The 24,783-nt window shown below is 60.0% G+C and carries 19 protein-coding genes; 11 read left to right on the top strand and 8 right to left on the bottom strand.

What is annotated here, in order from left to right:
• Nucleotides 1-143: 143 nt before the first annotated feature.
• The 5 genes from AC559A_RS11925 to AC559A_RS11905 all read right to left on the bottom strand — a co-directional run bounded on the left by AC559A_RS11925 (nt 144) and on the right by AC559A_RS11905 (nt 4,020).
• Nucleotides 144-566, bottom strand: a complete 423-nt coding sequence (locus AC559A_RS11925) for a hypothetical protein (RefSeq protein ID WP_498818084.1) — start codon at nt 564-566, stop codon at nt 144-146.
• A gap of 288 nt (nt 567-854) precedes the next feature.
• Nucleotides 855-2,138 carry a DUF4857 domain-containing protein gene (locus AC559A_RS11920; protein WP_498818083.1) on the bottom strand — a complete coding sequence of 428 codons (1,284 nt, stop codon included), beginning with the start codon at nt 2,136-2,138 and terminating at the stop codon, nt 855-857.
• Nucleotides 2,138-2,806, bottom strand: coding sequence for a hypothetical protein (locus AC559A_RS11915; RefSeq protein ID WP_498818082.1), 669 nt, complete (start codon nt 2,804-2,806; stop codon nt 2,138-2,140). Before AC559A_RS11915 ends, AC559A_RS11920 begins: the two co-directional genes overlap by 1 nt.
• A 12-nt stretch (nt 2,807-2,818) precedes the next feature.
• Nucleotides 2,819-3,700: an ABC transporter ATP-binding protein gene (locus AC559A_RS11910; RefSeq protein ID WP_498818081.1), complete on the bottom strand. Its 882-nt coding sequence runs from the start codon at nt 3,698-3,700 to the stop codon at nt 2,819-2,821.
• Nucleotides 3,697-4,020 (bottom strand): hypothetical protein, encoded by a 324-nt coding sequence (locus AC559A_RS11905; protein ID WP_035261473.1) that lies wholly within the window; start codon nt 4,018-4,020, stop codon nt 3,697-3,699. Before AC559A_RS11905 ends, AC559A_RS11910 begins: the two co-directional genes overlap by 4 nt.
• Before the next feature lie 223 nt (nt 4,021-4,243).
• Between AC559A_RS11905 and AC559A_RS11900 the strand changes: the two genes are divergently transcribed.
• The 11 genes from AC559A_RS11900 (at nt 4,244) to AC559A_RS11850 (ending at nt 18,602) form a co-directional block, all read left to right on the top strand.
• Nucleotides 4,244-6,166 (top strand): heavy metal translocating P-type ATPase, encoded by a 1,923-nt coding sequence (locus tag AC559A_RS11900; protein WP_498818080.1) that lies wholly within the window; start codon nt 4,244-4,246, stop codon nt 6,164-6,166.
• Complete coding sequence (locus AC559A_RS11895) at nt 6,156-6,572, top strand: MarR family winged helix-turn-helix transcriptional regulator (RefSeq protein ID WP_028571861.1); 417 nt, start codon at nt 6,156-6,158, stop codon at nt 6,570-6,572. Before AC559A_RS11900 ends, AC559A_RS11895 begins: the two co-directional genes overlap by 11 nt.
• Before the next feature lie 759 nt (nt 6,573-7,331).
• Complete coding sequence (locus tag AC559A_RS11890) at nt 7,332-8,663, top strand: amidohydrolase (protein ID WP_498818079.1); 1,332 nt, start codon at nt 7,332-7,334, stop codon at nt 8,661-8,663.
• A 21-nt stretch (nt 8,664-8,684) separates the two neighbouring features.
• A complete protein-coding gene (locus AC559A_RS11885; protein WP_498818077.1) occupies nt 8,685-9,947 on the top strand; it encodes an amidohydrolase in 1,263 nt (420 codons plus the stop codon).
• Between the two features lie 212 nt (nt 9,948-10,159).
• On the top strand, nt 10,160-11,737 hold the full coding sequence (gene murJ, locus AC559A_RS11880) for a murein biosynthesis integral membrane protein MurJ (protein ID WP_051434463.1): 1,578 nt from the start codon (nt 10,160-10,162) through the stop codon (nt 11,735-11,737).
• A 160-nt stretch (nt 11,738-11,897) separates the two neighbouring features.
• A complete protein-coding gene (locus tag AC559A_RS11875; protein WP_498818076.1) occupies nt 11,898-13,022 on the top strand; it encodes a PP2C family protein-serine/threonine phosphatase in 1,125 nt (374 codons plus the stop codon).
• A 2-nt stretch (nt 13,023-13,024) separates the two neighbouring features.
• Complete coding sequence (locus tag AC559A_RS11870; RefSeq protein WP_498818075.1) at nt 13,025-13,762, top strand: ATP-binding protein; 738 nt, start codon at nt 13,025-13,027, stop codon at nt 13,760-13,762.
• Nucleotides 13,763-13,842: 80 nt separating this feature from the next.
• Nucleotides 13,843-14,958 (top strand): STAS domain-containing protein, encoded by a 1,116-nt coding sequence (locus AC559A_RS11865; protein ID WP_498818074.1) that lies wholly within the window; start codon nt 13,843-13,845, stop codon nt 14,956-14,958.
• Entirely contained in the window at nt 14,955-17,237 is a 2,283-nt protein-coding gene (locus AC559A_RS11860; protein ID WP_498818073.1) for a chemotaxis protein CheA, read from the top strand. The genes AC559A_RS11865 and AC559A_RS11860 overlap by 4 nt, the downstream gene beginning before the upstream one ends.
• 107 nt (nt 17,238-17,344) lie before the next feature.
• On the top strand, nt 17,345-17,896 hold the full coding sequence (locus tag AC559A_RS11855) for a ferritin-like domain-containing protein (protein ID WP_498818072.1): 552 nt from the start codon (nt 17,345-17,347) through the stop codon (nt 17,894-17,896).
• 142 nt (nt 17,897-18,038) lie between these two features.
• Nucleotides 18,039-18,602 carry a Uma2 family endonuclease gene (locus AC559A_RS11850; protein WP_498818071.1) on the top strand — a complete coding sequence of 188 codons (564 nt, stop codon included), beginning with the start codon at nt 18,039-18,041 and terminating at the stop codon, nt 18,600-18,602.
• Between the two features lie 86 nt (nt 18,603-18,688).
• Here AC559A_RS11850 and AC559A_RS11845 read toward each other — a convergent pair whose 3' ends face one another.
• The 3 genes from AC559A_RS11845 to AC559A_RS11835 form a co-directional block, all read right to left on the bottom strand.
• The gene (locus AC559A_RS11845) at nt 18,689-21,790 is read right to left on the bottom strand and encodes an efflux RND transporter permease subunit (protein ID WP_498818070.1); all 3,102 of its coding nucleotides are present in this window, start codon (nt 21,788-21,790) and stop codon (nt 18,689-18,691) included.
• A 143-nt stretch (nt 21,791-21,933) separates the two neighbouring features.
• Nucleotides 21,934-23,118, bottom strand: coding sequence for an efflux RND transporter periplasmic adaptor subunit (locus AC559A_RS11840; protein WP_498818069.1), 1,185 nt, complete (start codon nt 23,116-23,118; stop codon nt 21,934-21,936).
• 293 nt (nt 23,119-23,411) lie between these two features.
• Nucleotides 23,412-24,638, bottom strand: coding sequence for a tetratricopeptide repeat protein (locus tag AC559A_RS11835; protein ID WP_498818068.1), 1,227 nt, complete (start codon nt 24,636-24,638; stop codon nt 23,412-23,414).
• Nucleotides 24,639-24,783: the final 145 nt, after the last annotated feature.

Raw genomic sequence — 24,783 nt, 5'->3', positions numbered from 1 at the left:
AAGAACAGCGGCGGCGTAGCTACCTTATATCAAGTAGAATTTTTCGTGAGCCAGTGCACCTTCCCATTCCGATGGATGCGCTTGTTGTGTAATTTTTTATTCTACTGCTTATTGAAATAAAATTCTTCATCACATTTTAAGTATTAATGTTTTTTTTTGTTTTGTTTGTGCATATTTTCGGTGTTATGTTTTGTTTCACTTACTTCTTCGTACTCATACCTTATAATGTGTTCTATTATTATATCGCTAGATATTTTTGATTCGAATGGTCTGTATTGTGATAGTGCCCAGCCTAAGAAAATGCCGACAATTATCATCCCTATTGAAACCCATACTGGAATTGCCTGGATATTTGCTATTCTTCGATTTAGTTCATGCTCGTACAGCAAATAGGCTGGTGAGTCTTTCACGCACTTTGAAAGACGAATCGCGAGTTGAGCAGCTGATAATTTTCTCCGCTGTTTATCGCTTTCTGGTACGCCCTCCCAGCCTTCGAGATATTCTTCGTCAGCAATTTCTTCGGATGATTTTCGCCACATGAGGAACTTTGATATTATATGTTTCATATTATTATTTCACATAACGACGCAAGAACGTGCGGTTATATAATTGATGGGAATCTGTAATGCAGTAACCGTCGCTATGCTTGGCCTTGTTATGCATTATTTATTGGTCTAGCGTATCATCCCGGGAAAACGCAGGCTTATACCGGAACAGGGTGAAGAGGCTCCACCTCTTCCGCAACGTGTCTCTCCATCTGCCCGTCCTCATACTGACATCGCAAAATAGCTTGAACATCTGACTAGATCAAGGGGAACAGCGGTAAATCGATCGTGCAACGGTTCGGCATGTTGTCAGGAATCCCGGCGTCCAGGCTGGAGGAACAGCACGGCCAGTAGCCCAATGAAGCCGGTCAAGGCAACGGGGCCAAGGTCCGCAAGACCCGGCAGGGTTTCGTTGCGGGCGCGGCGGATTAGCAGGAGGGTGGCCAGGGCCGTCAGAATTCCGCCGATGGACCAGGGACCGCCGAGCTGGATGTGAGGGGCGGCTTGGCCGCGCCAGGGGCTTTCCAGGTGCAGCTCGACGGGGAAGAAGAACTCGCGCATCCGGAGAACCCAGGGTGGTGAGGAATCCCGGCGGGGGAGCTCGAATCGGTGGAGGGGTTCGTAGGCCGTGTTCATGGCCACGCCGAATACGCTGGTGGCCGAGCTGACGGTGACGGTTCGGTACAGGGGATCGATGAGCAGTTTCAGGTCCATGCGGGCGGGGTCGTAGCCTTGCACCGGCAGGGGGATCAGCCGGTAGTCGTCCCAGGAAATCAGGAACGCTTCGCCCTGCTTGGTGATGATCACCCCGTGAAACTCCCGGCGCTCGTTTTCGTTGACAATGATGTCCAGCACGTCCAGGGTCGGATCAATGGCCGTGGCGAACACCTCGGGCTGGTTCAGGACCCGTTTGACGTGGAATATCCGGCCCACGGCGTCGCGGATGAAGTACCCGTCGTCAAAGGGCTTCAGATTCGTGGGCTTGCCGCCGATCACCGTGGCCGGGAAGGAAAAACCTTGCTCCTTCAGGGCATTGGTGAAGATTTCCGTCAGGTCGTGGTCGATGCGGTTGAAATCCGCGTTGAGGAATTCCATGGCCGAATCCGTGAACCGGAACATCTCCACGGGAAAGCGCATCATGGCGATTGCCGGGTCGATGTTGAACAGCGGATAGAGGTCGATGCGCGGGTGATGGCCGCGCAGGTGGCGGGCCCGGATTTCCAGGCCTTGGCGGTCGGCGGCAATGGCTTCCGTGTCGAAGGTTCGCCCGGCAATGGTCATGGGCAGCAGGTTGCGCCGCTCCAGATTGCGAAAATAGACAAAGGGCAGTTGATCCTCGAACTCCTGCCGACTGTAGTCGCGGCCCTGTTCATCCCGATACACGAACTGGTGGCCGCCCAGGGACTCTTGATAAATGAAGCCTTCCGAGAGCGGACTGTAAAACAGCAGCGGCTCGTCCCCTCCGGATCCCGCTACCTTGTCGAAAATCTCGGGCAGAAGGAAGCTCAGGGCCAAGACAGCCAGGACGGCCAGGACCGTCGTGCTCCATCGCGAGACCGGGGTCAGCACGCGGGACGGTATAAATGGGGACATCACGCGCCTCCCTGGTGAAATCGGCGGCAGGGTTCAAAGACGCCAAGCAGCGCCAAGGGCAAAAGAATCACCAGCCAGGGCAAGGCCGGGGTGAACCAGCCGTAACCGAGGCCCATCAGGAGCACGAAAGCCGCTGTCCCGTACATGAGCCCCAGGAAAAGGCGTCGCGGCCAACCCGGCTCCAGGAGCAGGACCGCCGCTCCCAGGTAGCCCATCAGCCCGGCCGCGTACCAGGGAGCCATGGTCGCCAATGCGGACAGGCTCACCTCAGCGGGAAAATATCTGGTCATGGTCAGATGGGTCAGTCCGGCGACCATCCCGATCACGACCAGGACATGCCCCAGGCCCGCCAGCAGGCACCAGACAAGCATGGTTTCCCGGGCAACGGGCAGATGCAGGGCGATGCGCATCCGGCGGCCCAGCAGTTCGGGAACGAACTGGGCCGCGGCCAGGGCCAGGCCCGTGAGCAACGGCAGGTGGCGCATCTGATACTGGAACACGGTCTGGAGATGAACGGCCTGGTACCAGACCATCTGGGCGTGCTCCGTGTTCATCTGCTGCCGGATGTCCAGGAACACCTTGACGCAGAACGCCACGTTCACGGCCAGGGCCGCCAGAAACACCCAGCGCAGTTTCAGCCCTTCCTTGAGCAATATCGATCGAATCATTCCCCCTCCCGGTCAATATTTGCCCATCAGGCCGATAAATCCATCCTCCAGGCTCATGGGCGCCCGGCAAAGCTCCAAGGGTTGGATGCCCAGGCCGACCAGATGGCGCTCCACGGTCTGGATGTCTTCGTAGGAATACACCGAAATTTTTGTCCCCCGCCGTTCAAAGCCCTTGATCACCTCGTCCTGGGGCGGTTCGACCACGGTTTCGCCGTGAAAGACGTACTTGCAAAACGTGCCCATGAACTCGTCCAGACCGACCTGCATGATCTCGCCCCGGTCGATGAAGATGATGGAGTCCACCAGTTGCTCCAGATCCTGGACAATGTGACTGGTGACGAAGATGGTCTTGCCCTTCCCGGCCGCGAAATCGTGCAGCACGTCCAGGAACAGCCGCCGGTATCCGGCGTCCAGGCCCATGGAATAGTCGTCCAGGATCAGCAGGTCCGGGTCCTGGGCCAGGATCACGCCTAGGACCACCTGGGAACGCTGGCCGCAGGACATGTTGCCCACCTTGTGGTCCAGGGGCAGGCCCATCTTGTTCACCAGCCCGAAAAACACCTCCGGATTCCAGCGGAGATAGAAACCGCGATAAAAACGTTCGGTCTGGGCGATGGTCATGAACTCATAGGCCAGGTGCCCTTCGTGGAGCAGGCCGATCCGGGCACGCACGGACGGAGGCAGGTCGTGGGAATCCTCGCCCAGCACCAGGCACTCTCCCTTGAAGGGTTTGAGAAAGCCCATCAGGATGTTCACCAAAGTGGTCTTGCCCTGCCCGTTCTTGCCCAACAATCCGCAGACCGACCCCTCCGGGACGCTGAAATTGAGGTTCTCGTAGATCGTTCGTCCGTCGTACCGGTGGCCCAGGCCGCGGACCTCGATGGCGTTGCTCATTGGGCGATCCGGCTGCCCGGCACCCGCAATTGATGCTCGGGGCCCGCGTCAAAGACCACGAGGAAATCCGCTCGGGGCTTCATGAAGGTGAATTCCGAGCTGTCATCCATTCGGCCTTCCTGCAACACGCGCCCATCCGGGGACTTGATCCGCATGATCACCCCGGCGGCGGACGAACCGTCGGAAAATCCGCCCTGGCAGGTGATGGAATTGTCGCCGTTGTCCATGCACAGACAAAGCGGCATATGCGCCCAGGCTGGAGAACCGGCTGAGAGCAGCAAAGCAAATGCCAGACAAATGATCGTTCTTTTCAAAATCATCCTACACCTCGATGTATTTATTCTTGTAGTCCAGTCGCGAAAACCAGATTAATCATATCAATCACCAAACCCAAAAAGTCAATGGTGATGAAAACAATTTTCATAATACTGATTTTAATTTGATGTCACTCCTTTACAACCTACAAACTATTCGCTAATCAAAAATCTTTATACTCAAACAATATTTCCAAACACAAACCTGCTTCACTATCCGGAGTTGACCATGATCGGCCGCTTCGCCACCCTGGGCGTGTACAGGGAGTTGTTCGTCTTTCGGGAATTTCAGGTGTGTCTGGCCGGAGGCGGGTTGGCCCTGGCCGGGTATCTTTGGGAGGTCTTCGGGCCGGTTTGGGCGTGGCCCGTGCTCGTGCTCTACGCCGGGTCCATCGGCCTGAACGGCGGGCCGATCATCTGGGGGGCAATCCAGGGCCTGCTGGAGCGCCGGGTGAACGTGGACGAGCTGGTCAGTCTGGCCTTGATCGCCTGCCTGATCCAGGGCGAACTGCTCACCGCGGCGGTGGTGGCCTTCATCATGACCCTGGGCACGCTGATCGAGGAGGCCACCAGCGATTCGGCCCGCCGCTCCATCCATGAACTGATGCGCGTGGCCCCCCGGACCGCCCTGCTTCTGGACGGCGACGGTCAGCGGGAAATCGCGGTCCGGGATATCGCCCCGAACGACCTGCTCCTGGTCAAGCCCGGAGACCGCATTCCCGTGGACGCCCGGATCGTTTCCGGGGCCTCGGCCTTGGACGAGTCCGCCATCACCGGGGAATCCCTGCCCGTGACCAAAAGTGAGGGAGACGAGGTTCTGGCCGGAACCCTGAATCACAACGGCGTGCTGCGCATCCGGGCCGAGAAGGTTGGCGAGGACACGCTCCTGGGCCGGGTGATCCGCCTGGTCGGCGAGGCCGAGCAGCACAAGCCCCTGGCCACCCGGTTCATCGACAGATACGCCGCCTGGTTCACTCCGGTGATCCTGGGATTGGCCGGACTGGTCTGGTACTGGTCCGGCGATTGGAGCCGGGCCGTCAGCGTGCTCATCGCCGGTTGCCCCTGCGCGCTGATCATGGCCGCGCCCACGGCCACGGTGGCCGCGGTGGGCCGTCTGGCCCGGGCCGGAGTGCTGGTCAAGGGAGGTCGCTACCTGGAGCAGGCCTCCAAGGTGGACGCCCTGCTCTTCGACAAGACCGGCACCCTAACCAGCGGACGACCCAGGGTGGAGGAAGTCCGGGCCGATGCGGGATGCACGCCGGAAGAAGTCCTGGCCTGCGCGGCCTGCGTGGAACAGGACGTCAGCCATCCCCTGGCCCGAGCCGTGCTCAAGGCCGCCCAATATGCCAGGATCACCGTGGACAAGGCCACGGAAGTCGTGGCCGAGGTAGGCCGGGGCGTGCGGGCCGTGGTCCAGGGCCGACACATTGAGGTGGGAGGCGCAGCCCTGGATACCGGGCCCGGAGCCGGGGCCGGATCTTTGCCGCCGGACTTGCGAACCTGCCTGGAAACCATCCAGGCCAGGGGCGCCACCCCGCTGCTGGTCTACCGGGACCAGCACCCCATCGGCGTGATCGGCGTTTCGGACACGATCCGGAGCGAAGCCGCCCAAACCATGCACCGCTTGCGCAACCTGGGCATTTCACACCTGGGGATTCTCTCCGGGGATCATGACCGATCCGTGCGACGGGTGGCCGAACAGCTCGGCATTACCTGGACCAGGGCGGGGCTCAAGCCGGATCAGAAACTGGAAGAACTGCGTCGGCTCCAGGAAGCCGGTCACAAGGTCATGGTCGTGGGCGACGGCATCAACGACGCCCCGGCCCTGGCCCGGGCCAACGTGGGCGTGGCCATGGGCGCCGCGGGCACGGACGTGGCCCTGGAAACCGCGGACATCGTCCTGACACGGGACGACATCTCCCGGTTGCCGCTGCTGATACGCCTGAGCCGGAAGATGTTGACCGTGATCAAAATCAACGTGGTCCTGGGACTGAGCTTCAACGCTCTGGCTATCTGGGGCGGGGCCGCGGGAATCCTGGGACCGATCCAGGCCGCGGTGATGCACAACGTGGGGGCCGTGATCGTGGTCTTCTCCTCCGCGGCCCTGGCCATGGGCAAGGATGATGATCAGGAGGAACGCAATGCAACATGACGAGGAATTGACCTCCCTGCTGGTGGAATTTCACGAAAAATTCGCTTCCTGGGAGCAATGCGTGGTCCGGGGCAAGCCGCTGACCCTGCAGCAGATCCACGCCATGGAGATCCTGTGCGGACACGGTCGGCTGACCATGAAGGAACTGGCCGAAAAAATGGGCGTGACCACCGGCTCCCTGACCGTGCTGGTGGATCGCCTGGAAAAGAAAGGCATCGTGGAGCGCCAACCCCACGAATCCGACCGCCGCTCCATCCGCCTGGGCATGACGGCCAAAGGCGAACAACTGGCAGCCGAACACCACGACCTGCACCTGGGACTGACCCGCGAACTCACCGCCTGCCTGAGTCCCGAGGAAACGAATCAACTGATCAATCTGCTGCGGAAGATGTTGCCGTTTTTCTGAATTTTATCCTTCCGTGGCTCTCTCGTGCATCCCTCTCTCGCCCTCAGCAGGGTAGAGCAGTCCGTTGAGGCCATCCGCCTTTTCCGCTTGGAAAGGAACGGCAAGCACCAGGGCTCCGTCATGGTTTTCTACACGTTTGGTAACTACTCAGCACAGAGTAATTCTGTTGCCGGGGTCGGAATCGGAATCGGGATCGGGATCGAAAACGCTGGGATGCGTTCTAAATTCTTCCTGTTTCGATTCCGACTCCGATAGCGAAGCGCCGACCCCGACACCGATTGCCGGAGCAAGATCGGACACAAAATGTACTGAGTAGTTACCACGTTTGTTCGAAAAGGCCGGGGCACGCAGCTGAGAATCGCGGAAGCGAGATTCATCGCACCGGCTTTGAGGCTTTGTGCAAGAATGGAAAACAAGGTCTTGAGAATGATCGGTATCCTCACCTGACTTTGACGGGTCTCTGGCGTGGGCAACCGTCAGATTGACATGTCTCTCCATGCCTGATTAACAGACCAACCGGAAATATGCCTTTTTCCACCAGTCTCTTTTTTGTCAGGACATTTCATCCTGAAATCGCGCATGGCCTGAAGAGCGTTTCCTGCGCGAACTCCGTGGGAGGAATTTTTTCGGGCATCCCCGGACCTGACTCATGCCCCGGGGCTGACGATGGCCCGGACAAGGCCGGACCGGTTGGTGATCGGCGCCACGATTTCCGGTTAACGCGAATGAAAAAATGTAAATTTTGGCTGGGAGCTACCGATGCAGCGGATTGACATCCTGGTTACGGGCGGAACCGTCCTGACCATGGACGAAGCGGACACGACAATCACGGACGGCGCCCTGGCCATCCAGGGCACGGATATCGTGGCCGTGGGGCGCAAGGAGGATCTGTCGCGCGCCTTCACGGCGGACACGGTCATCGACATGCCGCTGTCCATCATCATGCCCGGTCTGGTCAATGCCCATACCCACGCGGCCATGACCTGCTTCCGGGGCATCGCGGACGACATGGAACTGATGGACTGGCTGAACAACTACATCTTTCCGGCCGAGGCCAACAACGTCGATCCGGAACTGGTCTACTGGGGCAGCCTGCTGGCCTGCGCGGAAATGATCCGATCCGGAACCACGACCTTTTCGGACATGTATCTGTTTGAAGAAGAGACCGCCAAAGCCGCGAAACAGGCCGGCATGCGCTGCGTGATCGGCGAAGTCCTGTTCGACTTTCCCTCGCCCAACGCCAAAACCTCCCAAGAAGGCTTGGCCTACACGGAGAAAATGCTTCAGAAATGGGCCGACGATCCCCTCGTGAACATCATGGTCGAACCCCACTCCCTGTACACCTGCTCGCCTGATCTCTGGAAAGCGGCCACGGCCCTGGCCGATGCGTACCAGGCCCCCCTGGCGACCCACCTTCTGGAAAACGGGGCCGAGTCCAGACAGATCCTGGAAAAGCTGGGACAACGGCCAACAATGTTCCTGAAGGAAATCGGCGCGCTCAATGAGCGGTTTTTCGCGTTTCATTGCGTGACCATGGATGATGAAGACATGCGGATTTTTGCCGATCATGGCTGCAAGGTGGTCCATAACCCTGAAAGCAACATGAAGCTGGCCTCAGGCGTGGCCCCGGTCCCGGCCATGCTTAAGCAGGGCATCCCCGTGGGCCTGGGCACGGACGGCTGCGCCAGCAATAACAATTTGGACATGTTCCAGGAAATGGACACTGCGGCCAAGCTTCATAAATCGGCACTGCTCGACCCCGTGGTCATGTCCGCGAAGACGGTGGTCCACATGGCCACCCGCGAGGGAGCCCGGGTTCTTGCCCTGGACCGGCAAATCGGCGTCCTCAAGACCGGCATGAAGGCGGATGTCTGCGTCATCAACATGAACAAGCCCCACCTGACCCCCCTGTACGATGAATATTCCCACCTGGCCTATGCCGTTTCTGGCTCCGACGTGGACACGGTGCTGATCAACGGACGCATCGTGATGCGCAACCGCAGCCTGACAACCCTGGACGAGGATGCGATCATGGCCCGTGTCCGTGAAATCGCCCTGAAAATCCGGGCTGGTCTGCGGCCGAATTCCTGACCCGTCACGCTGCCGACAACCATGAGCATCCTGATCAAAAACGCCCTGCACGAAGGCCGGGAAGTCGACGTCCTGATCCAGGGCGAGCAGATCGTCGCGGTGGGCCCAAACCTGGAGACCCCGCCGGAATGGGCCGGGACGGTCATCGACGCCGCGGACAAGGCCATCGTTCCCGGGCTGATCAATGCCCATACCCATGCGGGCATGACGCTGCTGCGCGGATACGCCGACGACATTGACCTGCATACGTGGCTGCATGAGCACATCTGGCCTCTGGAACGGAAATTGTCGAAGGAAGACGTCTACTGGGGCGTAAAACTGGCCTGCCTGGAGATGATCAAGACGGGGACCACGTTTTTTTGCGACATGTACTGGCATATGCCCGGCGCCGTCCGAGCCGTGGAAGACATGGGCCCGCGGGCCATGCTCTCCCTGCCGTTCATCGACTTCAACGATTCGGGACAAGCATCCAAGTTCAAGCAACGGGCCCAGGATTTTTTCGACCAGAAACACGAAACCTCACACCGCATCCGATACGCCCTGGGGCCCCATGCCATCTATACCGTGTCCAGGGATTCATTGATCTGGCTGGCCGAATTCGCCCGGGACAAGAATCTGATCCTGCACATCCATTTGGCGGAAACCCAACGGGAAGTTGAGGACTGCGTGGCGGCCCACGGCACGACGCCTGTTCGTTATCTGAAGGAGATCGGCTTTCTCGGCCCGAATGTCCTCGCGGCCCATGCCATCTGGCTGGACGACGAGGAAATGCGCATCCTGGCCGATCAGGACGTCAAGGTCGCCCACTTGCCCGCTTCCAACATGAAGCTCTGCTCCGGGGCCTTTCCGTATCGTCGGCTGCACGGCCTGGGTATTTGCATCGGCCTGGGCACGGACGGCTGCTCCTCCAACAACAATCTGGACATGTTCGAGGAAATGAAGTTCGCGGCCCTGAGCCGCAAAACCGTGACCGGAGACCCCACGGTCATGCCCGCGCCGGAAGCCTGGGCCTGCGCCACGGTCAACGGGGCGAAAATTTTCGGCCTGAACGCCGGACGCATCGCCCCGGGCATGCTCGCGGACTGCCTGCTGTTGGACTTGAATCATCCCCAACTCGTCCCGAACCACAACCTGATTTCCAGCCTGGTCTACGCCGCCAACGGCGACTGCGTGGACACCACCATCTGCGCCGGGAAGGTCCTGATGCAGGGCCGCCAAGTGCCCGGAGAACGGGAGATCATCCAGGAAGTCAAGGCCCGTGTCCGCGCCCTGCTCCAGCGGTAGCTTCGACAAACTCATGTTTCAAGGGGCGACGGCATCAATCGCTATCGAAATCGAAATCGAAACATGCCTGTCGTCGGCATTCCCTGACGCACACTTCTAAAGACCGATTTCGATTTCGATCGCGATTTCGATTTCGATAGCGATACGTGGAAGAATCAAGACATCCCCCGTCCTGCTCTCCTCCCCTTGCAACAGCCCGCCGAGACCCTCCAGTGACCGAACAACCCCCATCCGCCCCCGCATCCTTCACAGGCCGCATCGCCCGCAACGCCTCCGTGGTCGCCGCGGGTACCGTAGCCAGCCGGATCCTCGGTTTTTTGCGGGATATGACCATTGCCTTCGCCCTGGGCGCGGGCATCTGGGCGGATGCGTTTTTCGTGGCCTTCCGCCTGCCCAATTTGTTGCGCAGACTGTTTGCCGAAGGGTCTCTGACCATGGCCTTTATCCCGGTCTTTTCCCGGACCTGGCGGGAAAAAGGGAGCCAGGAGGCCTTTGTCCTGGCCAGGTCCGTGCTGGTCTGGCTGACGGCGATCCTGACGGTGATCTGCGTCGCGGCCATGATCTGGGCCGAACCGCTGACCCTGCTCATTGCCCCGGGCTTCGGCCGAGACCCGGAAATCCTGGCCGGGACCGTAACCCTGGTCCGGATCTGCTTTCCCTACATCCTGTTCATCTCCGCCGTGGCCCTGTGCATGGGCGTGCTCAACTCCCTGAACCACTTCTGGGCCCCGGCCGCGGCCCCCTGCATCCTGAACCTGGGGCTGATCTTCTCCGCCCTGCTGGCCATGTTCATGGGCTGGGATGTGGCCCTGGCCCTGGCCTGGGGAGTTTGTCTTTCCGGGTTGGGGCAATGGTTGCTCCAGCAGCCCTATCTGCGTCGGTTCGGATTGTCCTGGCGCGGCCCGGTGGATCTGAAGCATCCCGGGGTGAAACGAATCGGGTCCCTGATGCTGCCTACGGTGTTCGGGGCGGCGGTCTACCAGATCAACATCGTCATCGGCACCTTGCTGGCCTCGTTGCTGGCCGCCGGGAGCATTTCCTACCTCTATTTCGCGGACCGGCTGGTCCAGCTTCCCCTGGGAGTATTCGGCGTGGCCCTGAGCACGGCGGCCCTGCCCAGCCTGTCCCTGCTGGCCGCGGGCAAGGACATGGAAGGATTTCGACGGACCTTGAACACCACCCTGAGCATGACCCTGTTCGTCTGCCTGCCCTCGGCCGCGGGTCTGGCCGGGATGAGCCTGCCGATCATCGACGCGGTGTTCGGACGAGGGGCCTTCGGCGACGAAGCCGTGCGGGCCACGGCCTGGGCCCTGGTGGGATACAGCGTCGGCCTGCCGGCTTTCGCCTGCGTCCGGCCCCTGGTCTCGGCCTTTTACGCCCTGGAGGACACCCGCTCCCCGGTCCTGGTGGCCGCGGCTTGCCTGCTGATCAACGTGGCCTTGAGCCTGGTGCTGATGCGCTACCTGGCGCATGTCGGCCTGGCCCTGGCCGCGGCGCTCAGTTCCTGGGCCAACGTGCTCCTTCTCGGACTGATCCTGCGCCGCAAGGTCGGCCCCTGGCTGACCATCGGTCCACAACTCGCGCGGATGACCGGGCTCAGCGCGGTCTTGGGCGGCGCGGCCCTGGCGGCTTCCATGCTGGGCAAGTCCGCGTTGCTGTTCATCCCGGTGCTGACGGTCCTGTACGGGCTGACCGCTCTGAGGTGGAACATCGACGAAGCCCGGATGACCTGGGACCTGTGCCGCAAGTTGCGGAGCAGGTATCAACGTCGCCCCGGCGAGCCGACCTGACCCCTCTCTCACGACGCGGACCGGCTCTCCATCCTCTCATTTCTTTCGCATCCCGGCTCGTTTCCCTGCTGGCAAAAAAAAGAATAGTCTGATAAGAGTCTTACCGAAGCCTCGGACACACCATACCGTCTTAGACAAACAACCTTATACCCGACACCCCATGGTCCATCATCCACGCGACACGCCTTTGGTGCTGATCATCGACGATGATCCCACGAATCGTGTGGTCCTCCAGCGAATCCTGGCCTCTTCCGGGTTCGCGACGCTTCAGGCCGGAACTGGAAGTGAAGGCCGAAGCCTGGCCCTGACCCACGGCCCGGACCTGATCCTGCTGGACATCATGATGCCGGGGGAAAGCGGTTTTGAAACATTGCTCCGGCTCAAGGAAGAGCCGGTCACCGCCTCCGTTCCGGTCATTTTTCTTTCCGCGCTGGACGACGTGAGCTCCAAGGTCAAGGGATTTGAACTGGGCGCGATGGATTACGTCACCAAACCCTTCGAACCCCTGGAAATTTTGGCCCGAGTACGAACCAACCTGAAGGTGGCGCGGGCCTACCGGAGCGTGATCGCCGAACAGGCCGAGAAGCTGCGCCAGATCGGCGAGGCCCAGCAGTCCATGCTCACCAAGCCCGAAGAGCATCCCGAAGCCAAATTCGCCGTCTTCTACGAGCCCATCCTGGAAGCCGGAGGAGACTACTACGACGTGTTTCCCGTCAGCGGCGGGTTCGGCTATGTCGTCGCGGACATCAGCGGACACGACCTGAAGACGTCCTTCATCACCTCCGGGGTCAAGGCCCTGCTGCGCCAAAACGCCAGCCCGCTGTTCACGCCCGTGGAAACCCTGACCACCATCAACAACGTGCTCCATGACGTTCTACCGCCGGGGAGATTCCTCACGGCGGCCTACGCCGTGCTCAACGGCAGACGCGACCACCTCACGGTTCTCTCGGCCGGTCACCCGCCACCGATTTTCGTGGGCAAAGACGGCGAGGTGGAAATCCTGCGCGCCGAGGGCGATATCCTCGGCCCGTTCCCGCACATCTACCTGAACCCGATTTCCCGCCCTGTAACCAAGGGTGACAGGATTTTTCTCTACACCGACGGCCTGCTGGACGTGAAAAACAACCAAGCCCGCGACGTTCACGACGACATCCGGACCCTGATCCAAGCCTGCGAAGAATGCCGTTCTCTGCCCTTGTCAACTTGCCCCGGCCATATTCAGGTCCGAATATTGCAAAAGGCCACGGCACAGGACGATGTCGTGTTGCTGGCCGTCGAGGTATGACCATGCTGATTTTATCGCGGACCGAAAACCAAGTGGGGCTGAGCTTCCCATCGAACCTTACGGAGGTGGATCAAGCCTGCCTGTCGGCTCAAGGTCTCCTGCAAGACAAACTTCCCACAGAGGATCATTTCATGATTCTCCTGGCTCTGCGTGAAGCCTTGACCAACGCCGTGATCCACGGCAACTGTTCCGACCCGGGAAAATCAGTGACTTGCATGGCCACCATTCACCCTGACTTGCTTGAAGTCGTGATCCAGGATCAAGGCCCCGGCTTCGCATGGCAAAACCGAAACTGGAAACTGCCCCCGCCCAACAGCGAGTCCGGACGAGGCTTGGCGATCATTCGCAGTTGCTTTGAGCAGATTGAATTCAATAATTCCGGCAACCGGATAACGTTACGCAAGCGATTAGAACCTTCGGGAGTCAAAAAAATGTTACAAATACAAAAAGATGGACCGAAAACCTTCGCCAAGATGACGGAAAACATGGTCGGCTCGAAGATTGATGAACTCCGCATGGAATTATCAAACCTAGTTCAAAACGATCATACCGACTTGACCATTGACCTGAGCAACGTAGACATGGTGGACTCCCTGGGCATGGGACTGCTCGTGGCCACGCACAACTCCCTGAAAGCCAAACAGGGCCGCCTCACCCTGGTGAACGTCAAGCAGGACATCTACAATGTGCTCGTCGTCATGCGCCTGGACAAGCACTTCACGATTCAAAAGGCCGCATGACCCGCACTGCCCATGCATGCCTGCCGGATCCCGTTACTTCGACGACCGCCGCCCCTGACCCCAAACAGTGAGATCGCTTTATGTCCGACGAATTGATGGACGCGTTTATCGAGGATTCCAAGGAACACCTGGAAAGCATCGAATCCGACATCATGGCTCTGGAGGACTTGGAAGGAGCTTATGACGAGGAACTGATCAACCGAATTTTTCGAACCGCCCATTCCATCAAGGGCGCGGCCGGTTTTTTCGGCCTGGAGGCCATCGGTTCCCTGGCCCACAAGCTGGAAAACGCCCTGCACTTGATGCGTGATCAAAAACTCCGCCCGGATCGGCCGACTTGCCAGATCCTTTTGGAAGGCTTCGATCAGCTCAACGCCATGATCAACAATCCCGGAAATAGCGAATGCCTGGATATTTCAGATAGTCTATCCCGAATTCAAGGGCTGCTCACCCCGGAAACCAAGCTCAGCACGGAAACGCCCATGAGCCTGCCGTCCAGCCAAGGTCAGTCCATTTTCGACGTGGACATGTTCACCCTGGAACAGGGGCTCAAGGGCGGAAAATTTCTCTACCACATCGAATTCGACCTGATCCACGACATCCACCGTAAGAATAAAACGCCCTACGACATCATCAAAACTCTCCAAGACTCCGGCCTGATCCTGGACTGCAAGGTGGATTTCGTGGCCACGGGCACCCTGGAAGACGGCTTTGCTCAACGCATCCCCCTGAACGTTCTGTTCGCCTCGATCATTGATCCCGACGTGGTCGGGATGTTGATCGACGTACCGGCGGAACGGATCAGAGAACTGGAAAAGTCCATGTTTCAGATCCAATCGTCTCCAAGCGAGACGGCAAGCCGGGAAGCGACGATCGCGGGAACCTGTTTCCAGGGCGCTGATTCACCCTGGAAGATGGTCGGCAACCAAGCCGTCCTGCTCTTCGGGGAGCGCTTTGAACTGTCCCAAATCGAGGAATTTCGGAGCTGCTTCCACACCGCCCCGGCCAAAGCCGCAAGCCTGCGTCTGGACCTGAGCGCCACCCGATACGTGGATGCCGCCGGTCTGCAAGCCCTTGCCTCGGCCCTGAAGACCAGCGCCCGTCTGGATCGCGGGCTAACCTTCGCTCCAGCGGACGAACTTCTCGAGCAATTCCAAAACCTCGGCTTCGCCTGGATGCTGGAGAGCGGCTCATGAGCACGAAATATAAGTTGTTCATCGAAGAATGCCAGGAGCTATTGGCTGAGTTGGAAAGCGCCCTGCTGGAACTGGAGACCGAGCCGGGCAACATCGACGGCGTGCACCGCGTTTTCCGCTCCCTGCACACTATCAAGGGCTCCGCGGCCATGCTTGGCCTGGAGGACGTCCGGGAGCTGACCAACGATCTGGAGACCCTTTTCGACCGGGTGAGATCAGCGGAAATCGCCTGCACTCCGGCGCTGGTCTCCCTGTCCTTCCGCTACAAGGATACGTTGACCGATTATCTCCAGGCCCCGGAGAACGGCCTGCCCCAAGACAAGACCACCGAAATTCTGATGGCCCTGGAGCAGGTCATGGACGCCCGGGAACACGCCGCCCCCGAGCCCGCCGAACCCGCTTTCGAAGACTGCGCGCCCTGCCGACCCAATAACGACAACAATGCGGACACGCTCCCTCGGCTCTATCACCTGCGCTACCACCCAGTGAAAGAATCCTTCGACTCCCTGGATCCCTTGGATTTTTTAAGCCAAATACAACAACTCGGTTCATGCGAGATCCATGCATCTCCAGAGCATGTTCCTGCGCTGGACAACCTGGAGCCTTCGCGTTGCGTCACGAGTTGGGACGTGATTCTCCAAACCGGCGCGAACGAGGAAACGATTCGCGACGTATTCCTGTTCTTGGACGACCCCGACGACGTGAGCCGATTTAGGGAAATCGACGCCGACGAGGCGGCCCTGCTCCGCCAAGCCCAGGCCGAGCAAACCGCCGAACTGCTGGCCGCGGCGGCACGGTGTCAAGCTCCGATCCAGCCCGTGGCCGACATCGTGGCCAATGACGCACCCGCCCCAGCCACCGACACCGCCCAATCAGCCGAAACGCAGTCCACGCTTCAGTCGCGAAAACCTGACGTTCCGGCCCACCCCGCATCGTCGCGGCAACCCGCTCAAGCATCCCCTCCCCGGTCTTCCGCACCTTCCGGACAACCCAAGGAAGCGCTTTCTCCACCCCAGGCCACACACCAGTCCACACCCCAGGCCTCCCAGGCCGGAGAACGGAAAGCCACTCCAGCGGGAGGAACAACGGCCGAAGAGATCGCCTCCATCCGGGTCAGCGCCACGAAACTGGACGACATGGTCGATCTGGTCGGGCAATTGGTCATTGTCCAGGCCCGACTAAAGCAGATCGAATCCGAGCTGCACAATCCGCTGCTCACCGCGGTCAGCGAGGAAATCGAACGCTTGAGCGGCGACCTGCGCGAGCGGACCCTGTCCCTGCGCATGCTGCCCATCGGTTCGACCTTCAACAGGTTTCGCCGCCTGGTCCGGGACTTGTCCTCGGAGTTGGGCAAGGAAATCGAACTGAAGACCAACGGCGCGGAGACCGAGCTGGACAAGACGGTCATCGAAAAGCTCAGCGACCCACTGGTGCATATCCTGCGCAACAGCATCGACCACGGTGTCGAGCCCGCCGATGTTCGCCAGGCCCAGGGCAAATCGGCCAAGGGCACGATCACCCTCTCCGCGATGCAGAGCGCCGGCCAGGTGCGGATCGTTATCGAGGACGACGGCGGGGGCATCGACCCGGACAAAATCTACGCCAAGGCCGTGGAACGGGGGCTGGCCAGGGCCGATGCCCGACCTTCGGACCGGGACGTGCTCCAACTGATTTTCGCCCCCGGCTTTTCCACCGCAGAAAAGGTCACCGCCGTTTCCGGACGCGGAGTGGGCATGGACGTGGTCAAACGCTCCCTGGAGTCCCTCAAGGGCACGGTGGAGATCGACAGCCGCCCCGGCCAGGGCACGGCCATCAGCATCGGCCTGCCTCTGACCCTGGCCATCATCGAAGGTCTGCTGGTCACTCTGGGCGACGAATACTACGTTATCCCGCTTTCCGACGTCCTGGAATGCGTCGAGATCCAACGCGGGGACGACGACCCCGAGCGCATCGCCAAGGCGTACGACGTACGCGGCGAACTGCTGCCCTGTCTGGTTCTGCGCAACTGGTACCACATGGGCTCCAGCGGGCCGGAAATCGAACAGGTGGTGGTGGTCCAGGCCGGCAACCGCCGCGTCGGCCTGGTCGTGGACAGCATCGTGGGTCAGCTCCAGACCGTGATCAAGGGCCTGGGCCGAGTATTCAACGGGATGAGGGGCCTCTCCGGGGCCACGATCATGGGCAACGGCGCCCTGGCCCTGATCCTGGACGTGGCCTCCCTGGTCGCCGAGCTGGAACAGCACGAAGAAGCCGGAACGCGCCGGAACAGGCGCTTGTAGCCCGCATTGACATTCCATTTGACATCCAAAACGTTGGGACTACCATGCGGAAGTCGGTGAAACCAACCGCCAGGCAAACCCAATACCCGCATCAAGGAGCAACCACGATGGAAAGCGCGACCCTTTCAGCAAGCAAGGAAGAACGCAGGGCCAAAGTGATCGAGGTCCTGAACAAGGCCCGGGCCATGGAACTGCACGCCATTACCCAGTACATGAACCAGCATTACGGCCTGGACGACATGGACTACGGAGAACTGGCCGCCAACCAGAAACTCATCGCCATCGACGAAATGCGCCATGCCGAGATGTTCGCGGAGCGGATCAAGGAACTGGGCGGAGAACCCACCACCGATCCCGCGGCCAAAACCCAGAAGAATCAGGACGTGGAAACCATCTTCACCTTTGACGCCGATCTGGAAGACAACACCGTGGACGTTTACAACCAATTTCTGCTGGTCTGCCGGGAAAACGGCGACAGCATCAGCATGAAGCTCTTCGAGCAGATCATCGACGAGGAACAGGCCCACTTCAGCCACTTCGACAACGTGGCCGGCCACATCAAGAACCTGGGCAACGTCTACCTCTCCAAAATCGCCGGCACCTCCGCCTCCACCGGCGGATTCGGCAAGGGCTTCGTCATCAATCAGGGCGCGGCCTGATCAGCCTCAAAAAAGGGCGGCTCGCGCGGGCCGCCCTTTCCGATCATTCTTGACATGCACTGCTTATAAAAATACCGGTCAGAGTTGATGGTCAACATGGACGTTTTCGTTTCCATCGAACCCTCAACAAAAGGCAAACCGCATGACCGCCTATCCTCAGTTCCAAGAAACTCCGTACACCTATCGCGACTACCTGGAATGGCCGGACGATCAACGCTGGGAGCTGATCGACGGCACCCCACAGGCCATGACTCCCGGTCCATCCGTGACCCATCAGCAGGTGGTGCTCTCCATAGCCGCACAAGTGGAACGAGCGCTTTCTGAAAAAGAATGCCGTCCGTTCATCGCACCTCTAGATGTCTTGTTTCCCAAACCTATTGAAAATGAAGACAATGTTCGGACGGTTCTCCAGCCGGATCTTTTTGTGGTCTGCGATCAGCGCAAAATCAAATCCAACGCCGTTGTCGGCGCGCCGGACTGGATCGTGGAGGTTCTCTCCCCGAAAACGGCCTCACGGGACCATATCGCCAAGCGCCGGATCTACGAGCAGGCGGGGGTACGGGAATACTGGCTGGTTCATCCGGAGGACCGGGTGGTGATGATCTATCGGCTGGAAAAGGAAGGATTTGGCAAGCCGGACGTTGTGCCCATGGAAGGTGAAACCGGAGTGGGGATTTTGCCGGAGGTGGTCATTCAGTGGGACTGATCGAGGTTTCCCACCAAGAATGAAAGTTCCCTCCTAACTGTCGAATGTTTTTAAGTCGCATTTATTCAGCGCATTCCATGTATGCCTCACACCGATGCCGGACTCCCGTCTTCCTTTCTCTTCGCCCCGTAAAACAACGTATACATCACCGGAATCACCACCAAGGTAATCAACGAGGAACTGGCCAGGCCGCCGATGACCACGCGGGCCATGGGGGCCTGGGCTTCGGCGCCTTCGCCCCAGCCCAGGGCCAAGGGGGTCAGGGCCAAGGCCGTGGTCAGGGTGGTCATCAGGATCGGACGCAGTCGGCGTCGTCCGGCTTCCTGGACGGCGTCCATGGGCGAGAAGCCTTTGTTCTTACGCAGGTTCGAGGACTGGTCCACGATCAGGATGGCGTTGTTGACCACGATCCCGCCGAGCATGATGCAGCCGATGAAGCTCTGCACGTTCAGCGTGGTTCCGGAGAGCAGCAGCATCAGGACCACGCCGATGGCGGCCAGGGGCACGGCGAACATGACCACCAGCGGATCGCGCAGTGATTCGTAGAGGCAGGCCATGACCATGTACACCAGGACCAGGGCCAGGATCAGGGCCAGGGTCAGTTCTCCGAAAGCCTCCTGCTGCTCCTCGTAATCCCCGGCAAAGACGATTTCATAATCCCGAGGGACCGGAATCTCCCGCAGGACCTCGCGCATGTCCCCGGCCACGGCCCCCAGATCCCGTCCACTGATGCCCGCGGAGACCGAGGTGATGCGCTGCTGGTCCTTGCGGTCGATCTGGATCGGACCGCGGCCGCTTTCCACGGTGACGACGTTGCGCAGCATGACCTGCTCCCCGGCAGTGTTGAGCATGGTCATGTCCAGAATGTCCTCGATGCCCATCCGCTCCGCCTCGGCCAGCTTGACCAGGATGCGGTATTCATAGCCGCCCTCCCGATAGTTCGCGGCCCGGCTCCCGGCGATGGCGGTTTCCAGGGTTCGGGCGATCTTGGTGGCGGACAGGCCCAAGTCCGCGGCCCGAGTCCGGTCGATGTGGAAAAGCTCCTGGCGCACTCCGGCCTCCCGGCTGAGCCGGACGTCGGTGATGCCCGAAACGTTCTCCATCCGTGCGGCCACCTCGGAAGCCAGGGCGTCCAGGCGATCCAGCTCCCAGCCGCGGACCTCCACGACCATGCTGTCGCCGTCTCCGGCGCCCATGCGCAAAATGAACAAGCCCTGACCGGCCCGGGTGCGGATCACGGTTCCGGGAATTCCGCTCAAGGCCGGGCGCAGGGCCGCGGCGATCTGTTCGCTGCTTCGGGTCCGCTGGGCAGCCGGAACCAGGGCCATGCGAATTTCAGCCCGAGACCCGCCTCCCCCACGCCAGCCCGAAGCGCCCACGTTGACGACCATGTTTTCAGCTTCAGGCACCAGTTCCCGGACGATCTCCTCAATCCGTCGGACCTGGGCGTCCACCACCTCCAGGCGGGTGCCCACCTCCATTTCGATATTGACCCGCACTTCGCCCTCATCCGTGCTGGGCATGAATTCCGAACCAAGATGCGGGATCAGGGTCAACGCGCCGACGAACACGGCCACGGTCAGTCCCAGGGTGATCATCCGGTGCTGCAAAACCCATTGCAGTAAATCCAGGTAGGCGTCCTCCAATTCCTTGAACATCCGCCCGCTGAGAGCGTACATCCGTCCCCGTACGCCCGTGATGGGGGAGGCGGTCCCGGCAGTGGGTTGCAGCAACCGCGCGGAAAGCATGGGGACCACGGTCAGGGCCACCAGCAATGAACAGATCAAGGCAAAGGCCACTACATAGGCCAACTGTCGGAACATCACCCCGGCGACACCTTCCAGGAAGACCATGGGCAGAAAGATCACCAGCGTCGTGATGGTACTGGCCGTCACCGCCGCGGCCACTTGACTGGTCCCCTGAACGGCCACGGCCTTACCTTCGCCGCCCCGTTCACGAAGGCGGTAAATATTTTCCAGGACCACGATGGCGTTGTCCACCATCATTCCCACCCCCAGGGCCAATCCGCCCAGGGTCATCAGGTTCAGGGTGAAGCCGCCGAAATAGATCAGGGTAAAGGTGGCGATAATGGAGATGGGGATGCCCGTGGCAATGACCAGGGTGCTGCGAATGTTGCGCAGAAAAAAGAGCAGGACCAGCACGGCCAGGGTTCCACCGAACAGGATGGACCGGCCAACGTTCGTGATGGACTGTTGGATGTACTTGGAGGTGTCGATGATCGAGGTTATCTGTATCTGGGGGAAGTCCGCGTTGATCCGTTCCAGCTCCCGAAGCACGGTCTGGGCCACCTGAACGGTATTCGTCCCGGCCTGCTTGCGAACGGCCAAGCGTACTCCGGGCTCGCCGTTGATGCGGATGATTCTGGTCTGGCGCTGGTGCCCGTCCAGGACCTCGGCCAGTTGACCAAGATAGATGGGCGCTCCGTCCCGAACGGCGACAACGGTGGAGCGGATTTCCTCCAGGCTGGTGAACTCTCCGGGAGTGCGCAGGGTGACCTCGAACCGGCCCTGATCGATGGTCCCGGCGGGCACGTTGATGTTGGCTTCGCGCACGGCCTGGACGATCTGATCCAAGGAAAACCCCAGGGCCAGGACGCGGTCCGGATCGACGTTGATCTGAATTTCCCGCTCCAACCCGCCCCAAATGTCCAGGGCGGCCACGCCGGGAATCCGCTCGATGCGCTGTTTGACCTGGTTGTCGATCACCAGGCGCATTTCCACGGGGTCCAGGCGGCTGGACGCACCGAGGATCAGAATTGGAAACTGGGCCGCGTCGAACTTGAACAATTGCGGCCGATCCGCGGCGTCGGGAAGCCGACCGGCGATCCGGTCCAGCCGGTCGCGAATGTCGTTGGACGCCGCGTCCAGGTTCGTGCCCCAGGAAAAGGAAACCCGCACCGAACTCCGGCCCTCGGAAGAGATCGACGTGATCTCTTCCACGCCTGGAACCGCGGCCACGGCTTCCTCCACCAGCCGGGTGACCAGCTCTTCCATTTCCTCGGGGCTGGCATTCTCGTAGGACGTCACCACGGTCAAGGTGGGATAGGTCAGTTCCGGCATCAAATCGATGGGCAGCCGGGACAGGGACACCCCGCCCAGGATCACCACGATCAGGACGACCATGATGGTGAAAATCGGGCGGGAGACGCTTTGTTGGGTGATGTGCATGGGGCGTGAGGGTAAGAAGGGAAGTGCTGATGGCTCTTTCGGGGTCGGTATCGGTATCGGAATCGGGATCGAAATATGATTAGAGGCGAACAAACAGTATCGATTCCGATACCGATACCGCCCCCGACACGATACCTGTGGAATTACTGATCATGAACGATGCGCACCGTGGAGCCGTCCTCCAGGAGGTGTTGCCCGAGAGTGACGACACTGCCGGAAAGATCTTCGGGTTCCAGTATCTGGGACATGCCCTCCTCGGAAATACCGACTCGCACGGCAACCAGCCGGGCTGTGTCGTCGTCCTGGATCACGAAGACGCCCTGTTGGCCGTCACGCCGGACCAAGGCCGCGGAAGGCAGCAGGACCGCGTTCTCGGCTCGGGACAACTCCAACCGCGCCCGGACGAACATGCCCGGCTTCATCAGCCCTTCGGGGTTGGGCAGTTCCAGTTCGACCCTGGCCTGGCGGGAAGCCTCCCGAAAGACCGGGGCAATCCGAGCCACCTGGCCCTCGAACTGGTGTCCGGGCAAGGCGTCCACGGTCACCAGGGCCTGTTGCCCGACTCGAATCCGGGCATAGTCCCGTTCCGTGACGTGGAAGACCGCCAGCACGGCACTGACATCCAGGACGCTGAGCAAGGGGGTGTTGGCGGACAAGGTCGCCCCCTCGTCCACGAACCGTTCGCCCACCACCCGTGGAGGCTGGGGGCCGTTTTCAGGCCAGGAAGCCTCGATCCGGGCATAACTCATCCGAACCTCGGCGGCCCCCAACGCGGCCTGGCGTTGTTCGACCTGGGCCGTGGCCACGCGCAGGCGGGCCTGCTGGGCGAGATACCGGGAACGGGTCAGATCCAGCTCTGCTTGAGAAGTGACCATTTGGCCTCGTAAGGACTCGATCCGGACATATTCCTTTTCCGCGACGTCCAGTTCACTGCGGGCCTCTTCCAGATTGGCCCGAGCCACGGCCAGCTCGGCCCGAGCCTGCTCCACCTGCTGCACGAACTCCGCGTCCTCCAACTGCGCGACAAGTTGACCGCGTCCGACCGGGTCGCCCACGTCCACGAACAGTTTTTCCACCCGTCCAGAAATCTTTGACGCGACATCGAATTGAGCCCGAGGCGACAAGGTTCCGGAAAAGGTCCGAATATCACGAACAACTCCAAGTTCCACGGACTCGGCTTGGACGGCGACGGCCGGACTTCCGGCGGGCCTTCCGGCTCCCGGCTGTTGGGAATCGGGTTGCAGCGCCCGGTAGGTCATCCAGCCCAATCCAGCGAAAAGAATCAGCAAAACAAGCGGCAAAACCACCCGCCGCGGTCGTCGAGACATGTTCATGCTCCGTGGTTGATCAAGAAGTGATTCCAAGGTGGAAGAGAGCGCTCCGGCACGAAGCTTCTTCCGACAATGGAAGACTGTAGCCATGGCCTCGAAAAAGGCAAGTCTTAGGAATTATCAAAACGGAAGAATGGAATCAGACGTGGGATGAATGACGGAAAATTCCGTTTCAACGCGCCCAGAGCAACCAGCGCGTCGAAACGGAATAAAGGATCAGTTATACAGTGTCACGCTCAGTGCCGCATGAGCGCACGAAGACAATACGGAGGGCATCCGTGGGAAATCGATTAATCGATCACGCCGCGGAACAACTTTTTGAACACGGAACACCCGCAATATCCGGTTTCCTGGGCCATGCGCAGGGCACGTGAGTCTCCCAAGGCCGCGGCGGAACGAAAATCACGGCAGGCCAGGTCACGCTTGTCCATCTTCATATACAACAGCCCGCGGTTGTGGAACGCAGAAGCTTGGCTTGCATCCTGAAGGATGGCCTTGGAGAAGTCCGCTATGGCCTTGTCCGGAAACCCGGCGTCGGCCAGGGCCAGGCCACGTTCATTGAGCAGTTCGGGGTTGTCGGGAGCGATATCCAAGGCCCGGGTCAGGCAGTCCACGGCGGCCTGAGGATCGGTATACAGCTGACAGTTCCACAGCAGACGGGCTTGGCGCAGCCAGTCCTGAGCGCTTTTTTCCGGCTTGGCTGCGACGACAGGAGGAGAAGATTGTTCCTCGGCTTGCTTGGACGGCGCCGGAGCAGCGGGGGCTTCTGGAGTCGGGGCCGACTTTTGAACCGCTTCGTGCAATTCCTTGAGCTTGTCGGCCAGAGTAGTGCGCTCCCCTTCCAAGACGACCAAGCGTTCCTCTTCGCTCGCGAAACGTTCTTCCAAAGCGCTTTCCAGTGCATTCAGGCGAGCATCCAAGCGGCTCCCCAAGGCAAGGATGTCCTGCTCTCGGTCAACGGGAAGATTGGCGGCTTGCTCCGCCATCCGGCTTTCCAGATCGGCCACACGTTGCGCGGTATCTCTAGAGGCTTCTTGGGCGGCTTCTCGGGCGGCTTCTTGGGCCGCCTTCTTCAAGTCGCCGATATCCTTCCGTAAACTTTTCTCCAGATCAATAACTTTCTGAGTAGTAGCCTTGAGAACGTTTTGCAGTTCCTCACCGCTCTTCTCCCAAGGGCGATCTCCCAGGACCGCGAGTTCCTTATCCAGGCGCTGTTGCGCCAAAGCGGCCATTTCTCCCACGGTCTGAAGCTGCTTCTCGTTGATGTTCCACCTGGAGTCGAAATCCGCGAGGCTCTGTTCCAAGCGCCCCAATCCAGTCTTCAAAGCTTCGAGTTCCTGTCCGCTGGACGCTTGAAAAGTCTGTTGCCCCTCGGCGACCTTTTTCAACTCCTCGCGAAACTCAAGGGCAATGGCTTCAAGTTCAGCCTTGGTCAGCTTTGAACTGGAACCGGAACCCGCACTGGAGCTTGCGCTGGGTTTGCTGGAACTGGATTTACTTGTTTTCTGCTTCGACACGTTGATTCATCCCCCTTTAGATGTCTTTGGAGACAAGAGCTTGGACGAAACCCGGTTTGCATACGCCTTGTCTCCAGCCTCGTTTCGGCGGCGATCCATCGCAATACCGGCTTGGACGCGAAAAACGCGTTCCGATCAGCGGTTG

Origin of the sequence: Desulfonatronum zhilinae, assembly GCF_900182865.1 — a bacterium.
GTDB lineage: Bacteria > Desulfobacterota > Desulfovibrionia > Desulfovibrionales > Desulfonatronaceae > Desulfonatronum > Desulfonatronum lacustre.
This window is presented reverse-complemented; position numbering and strand designations above follow the sequence as displayed.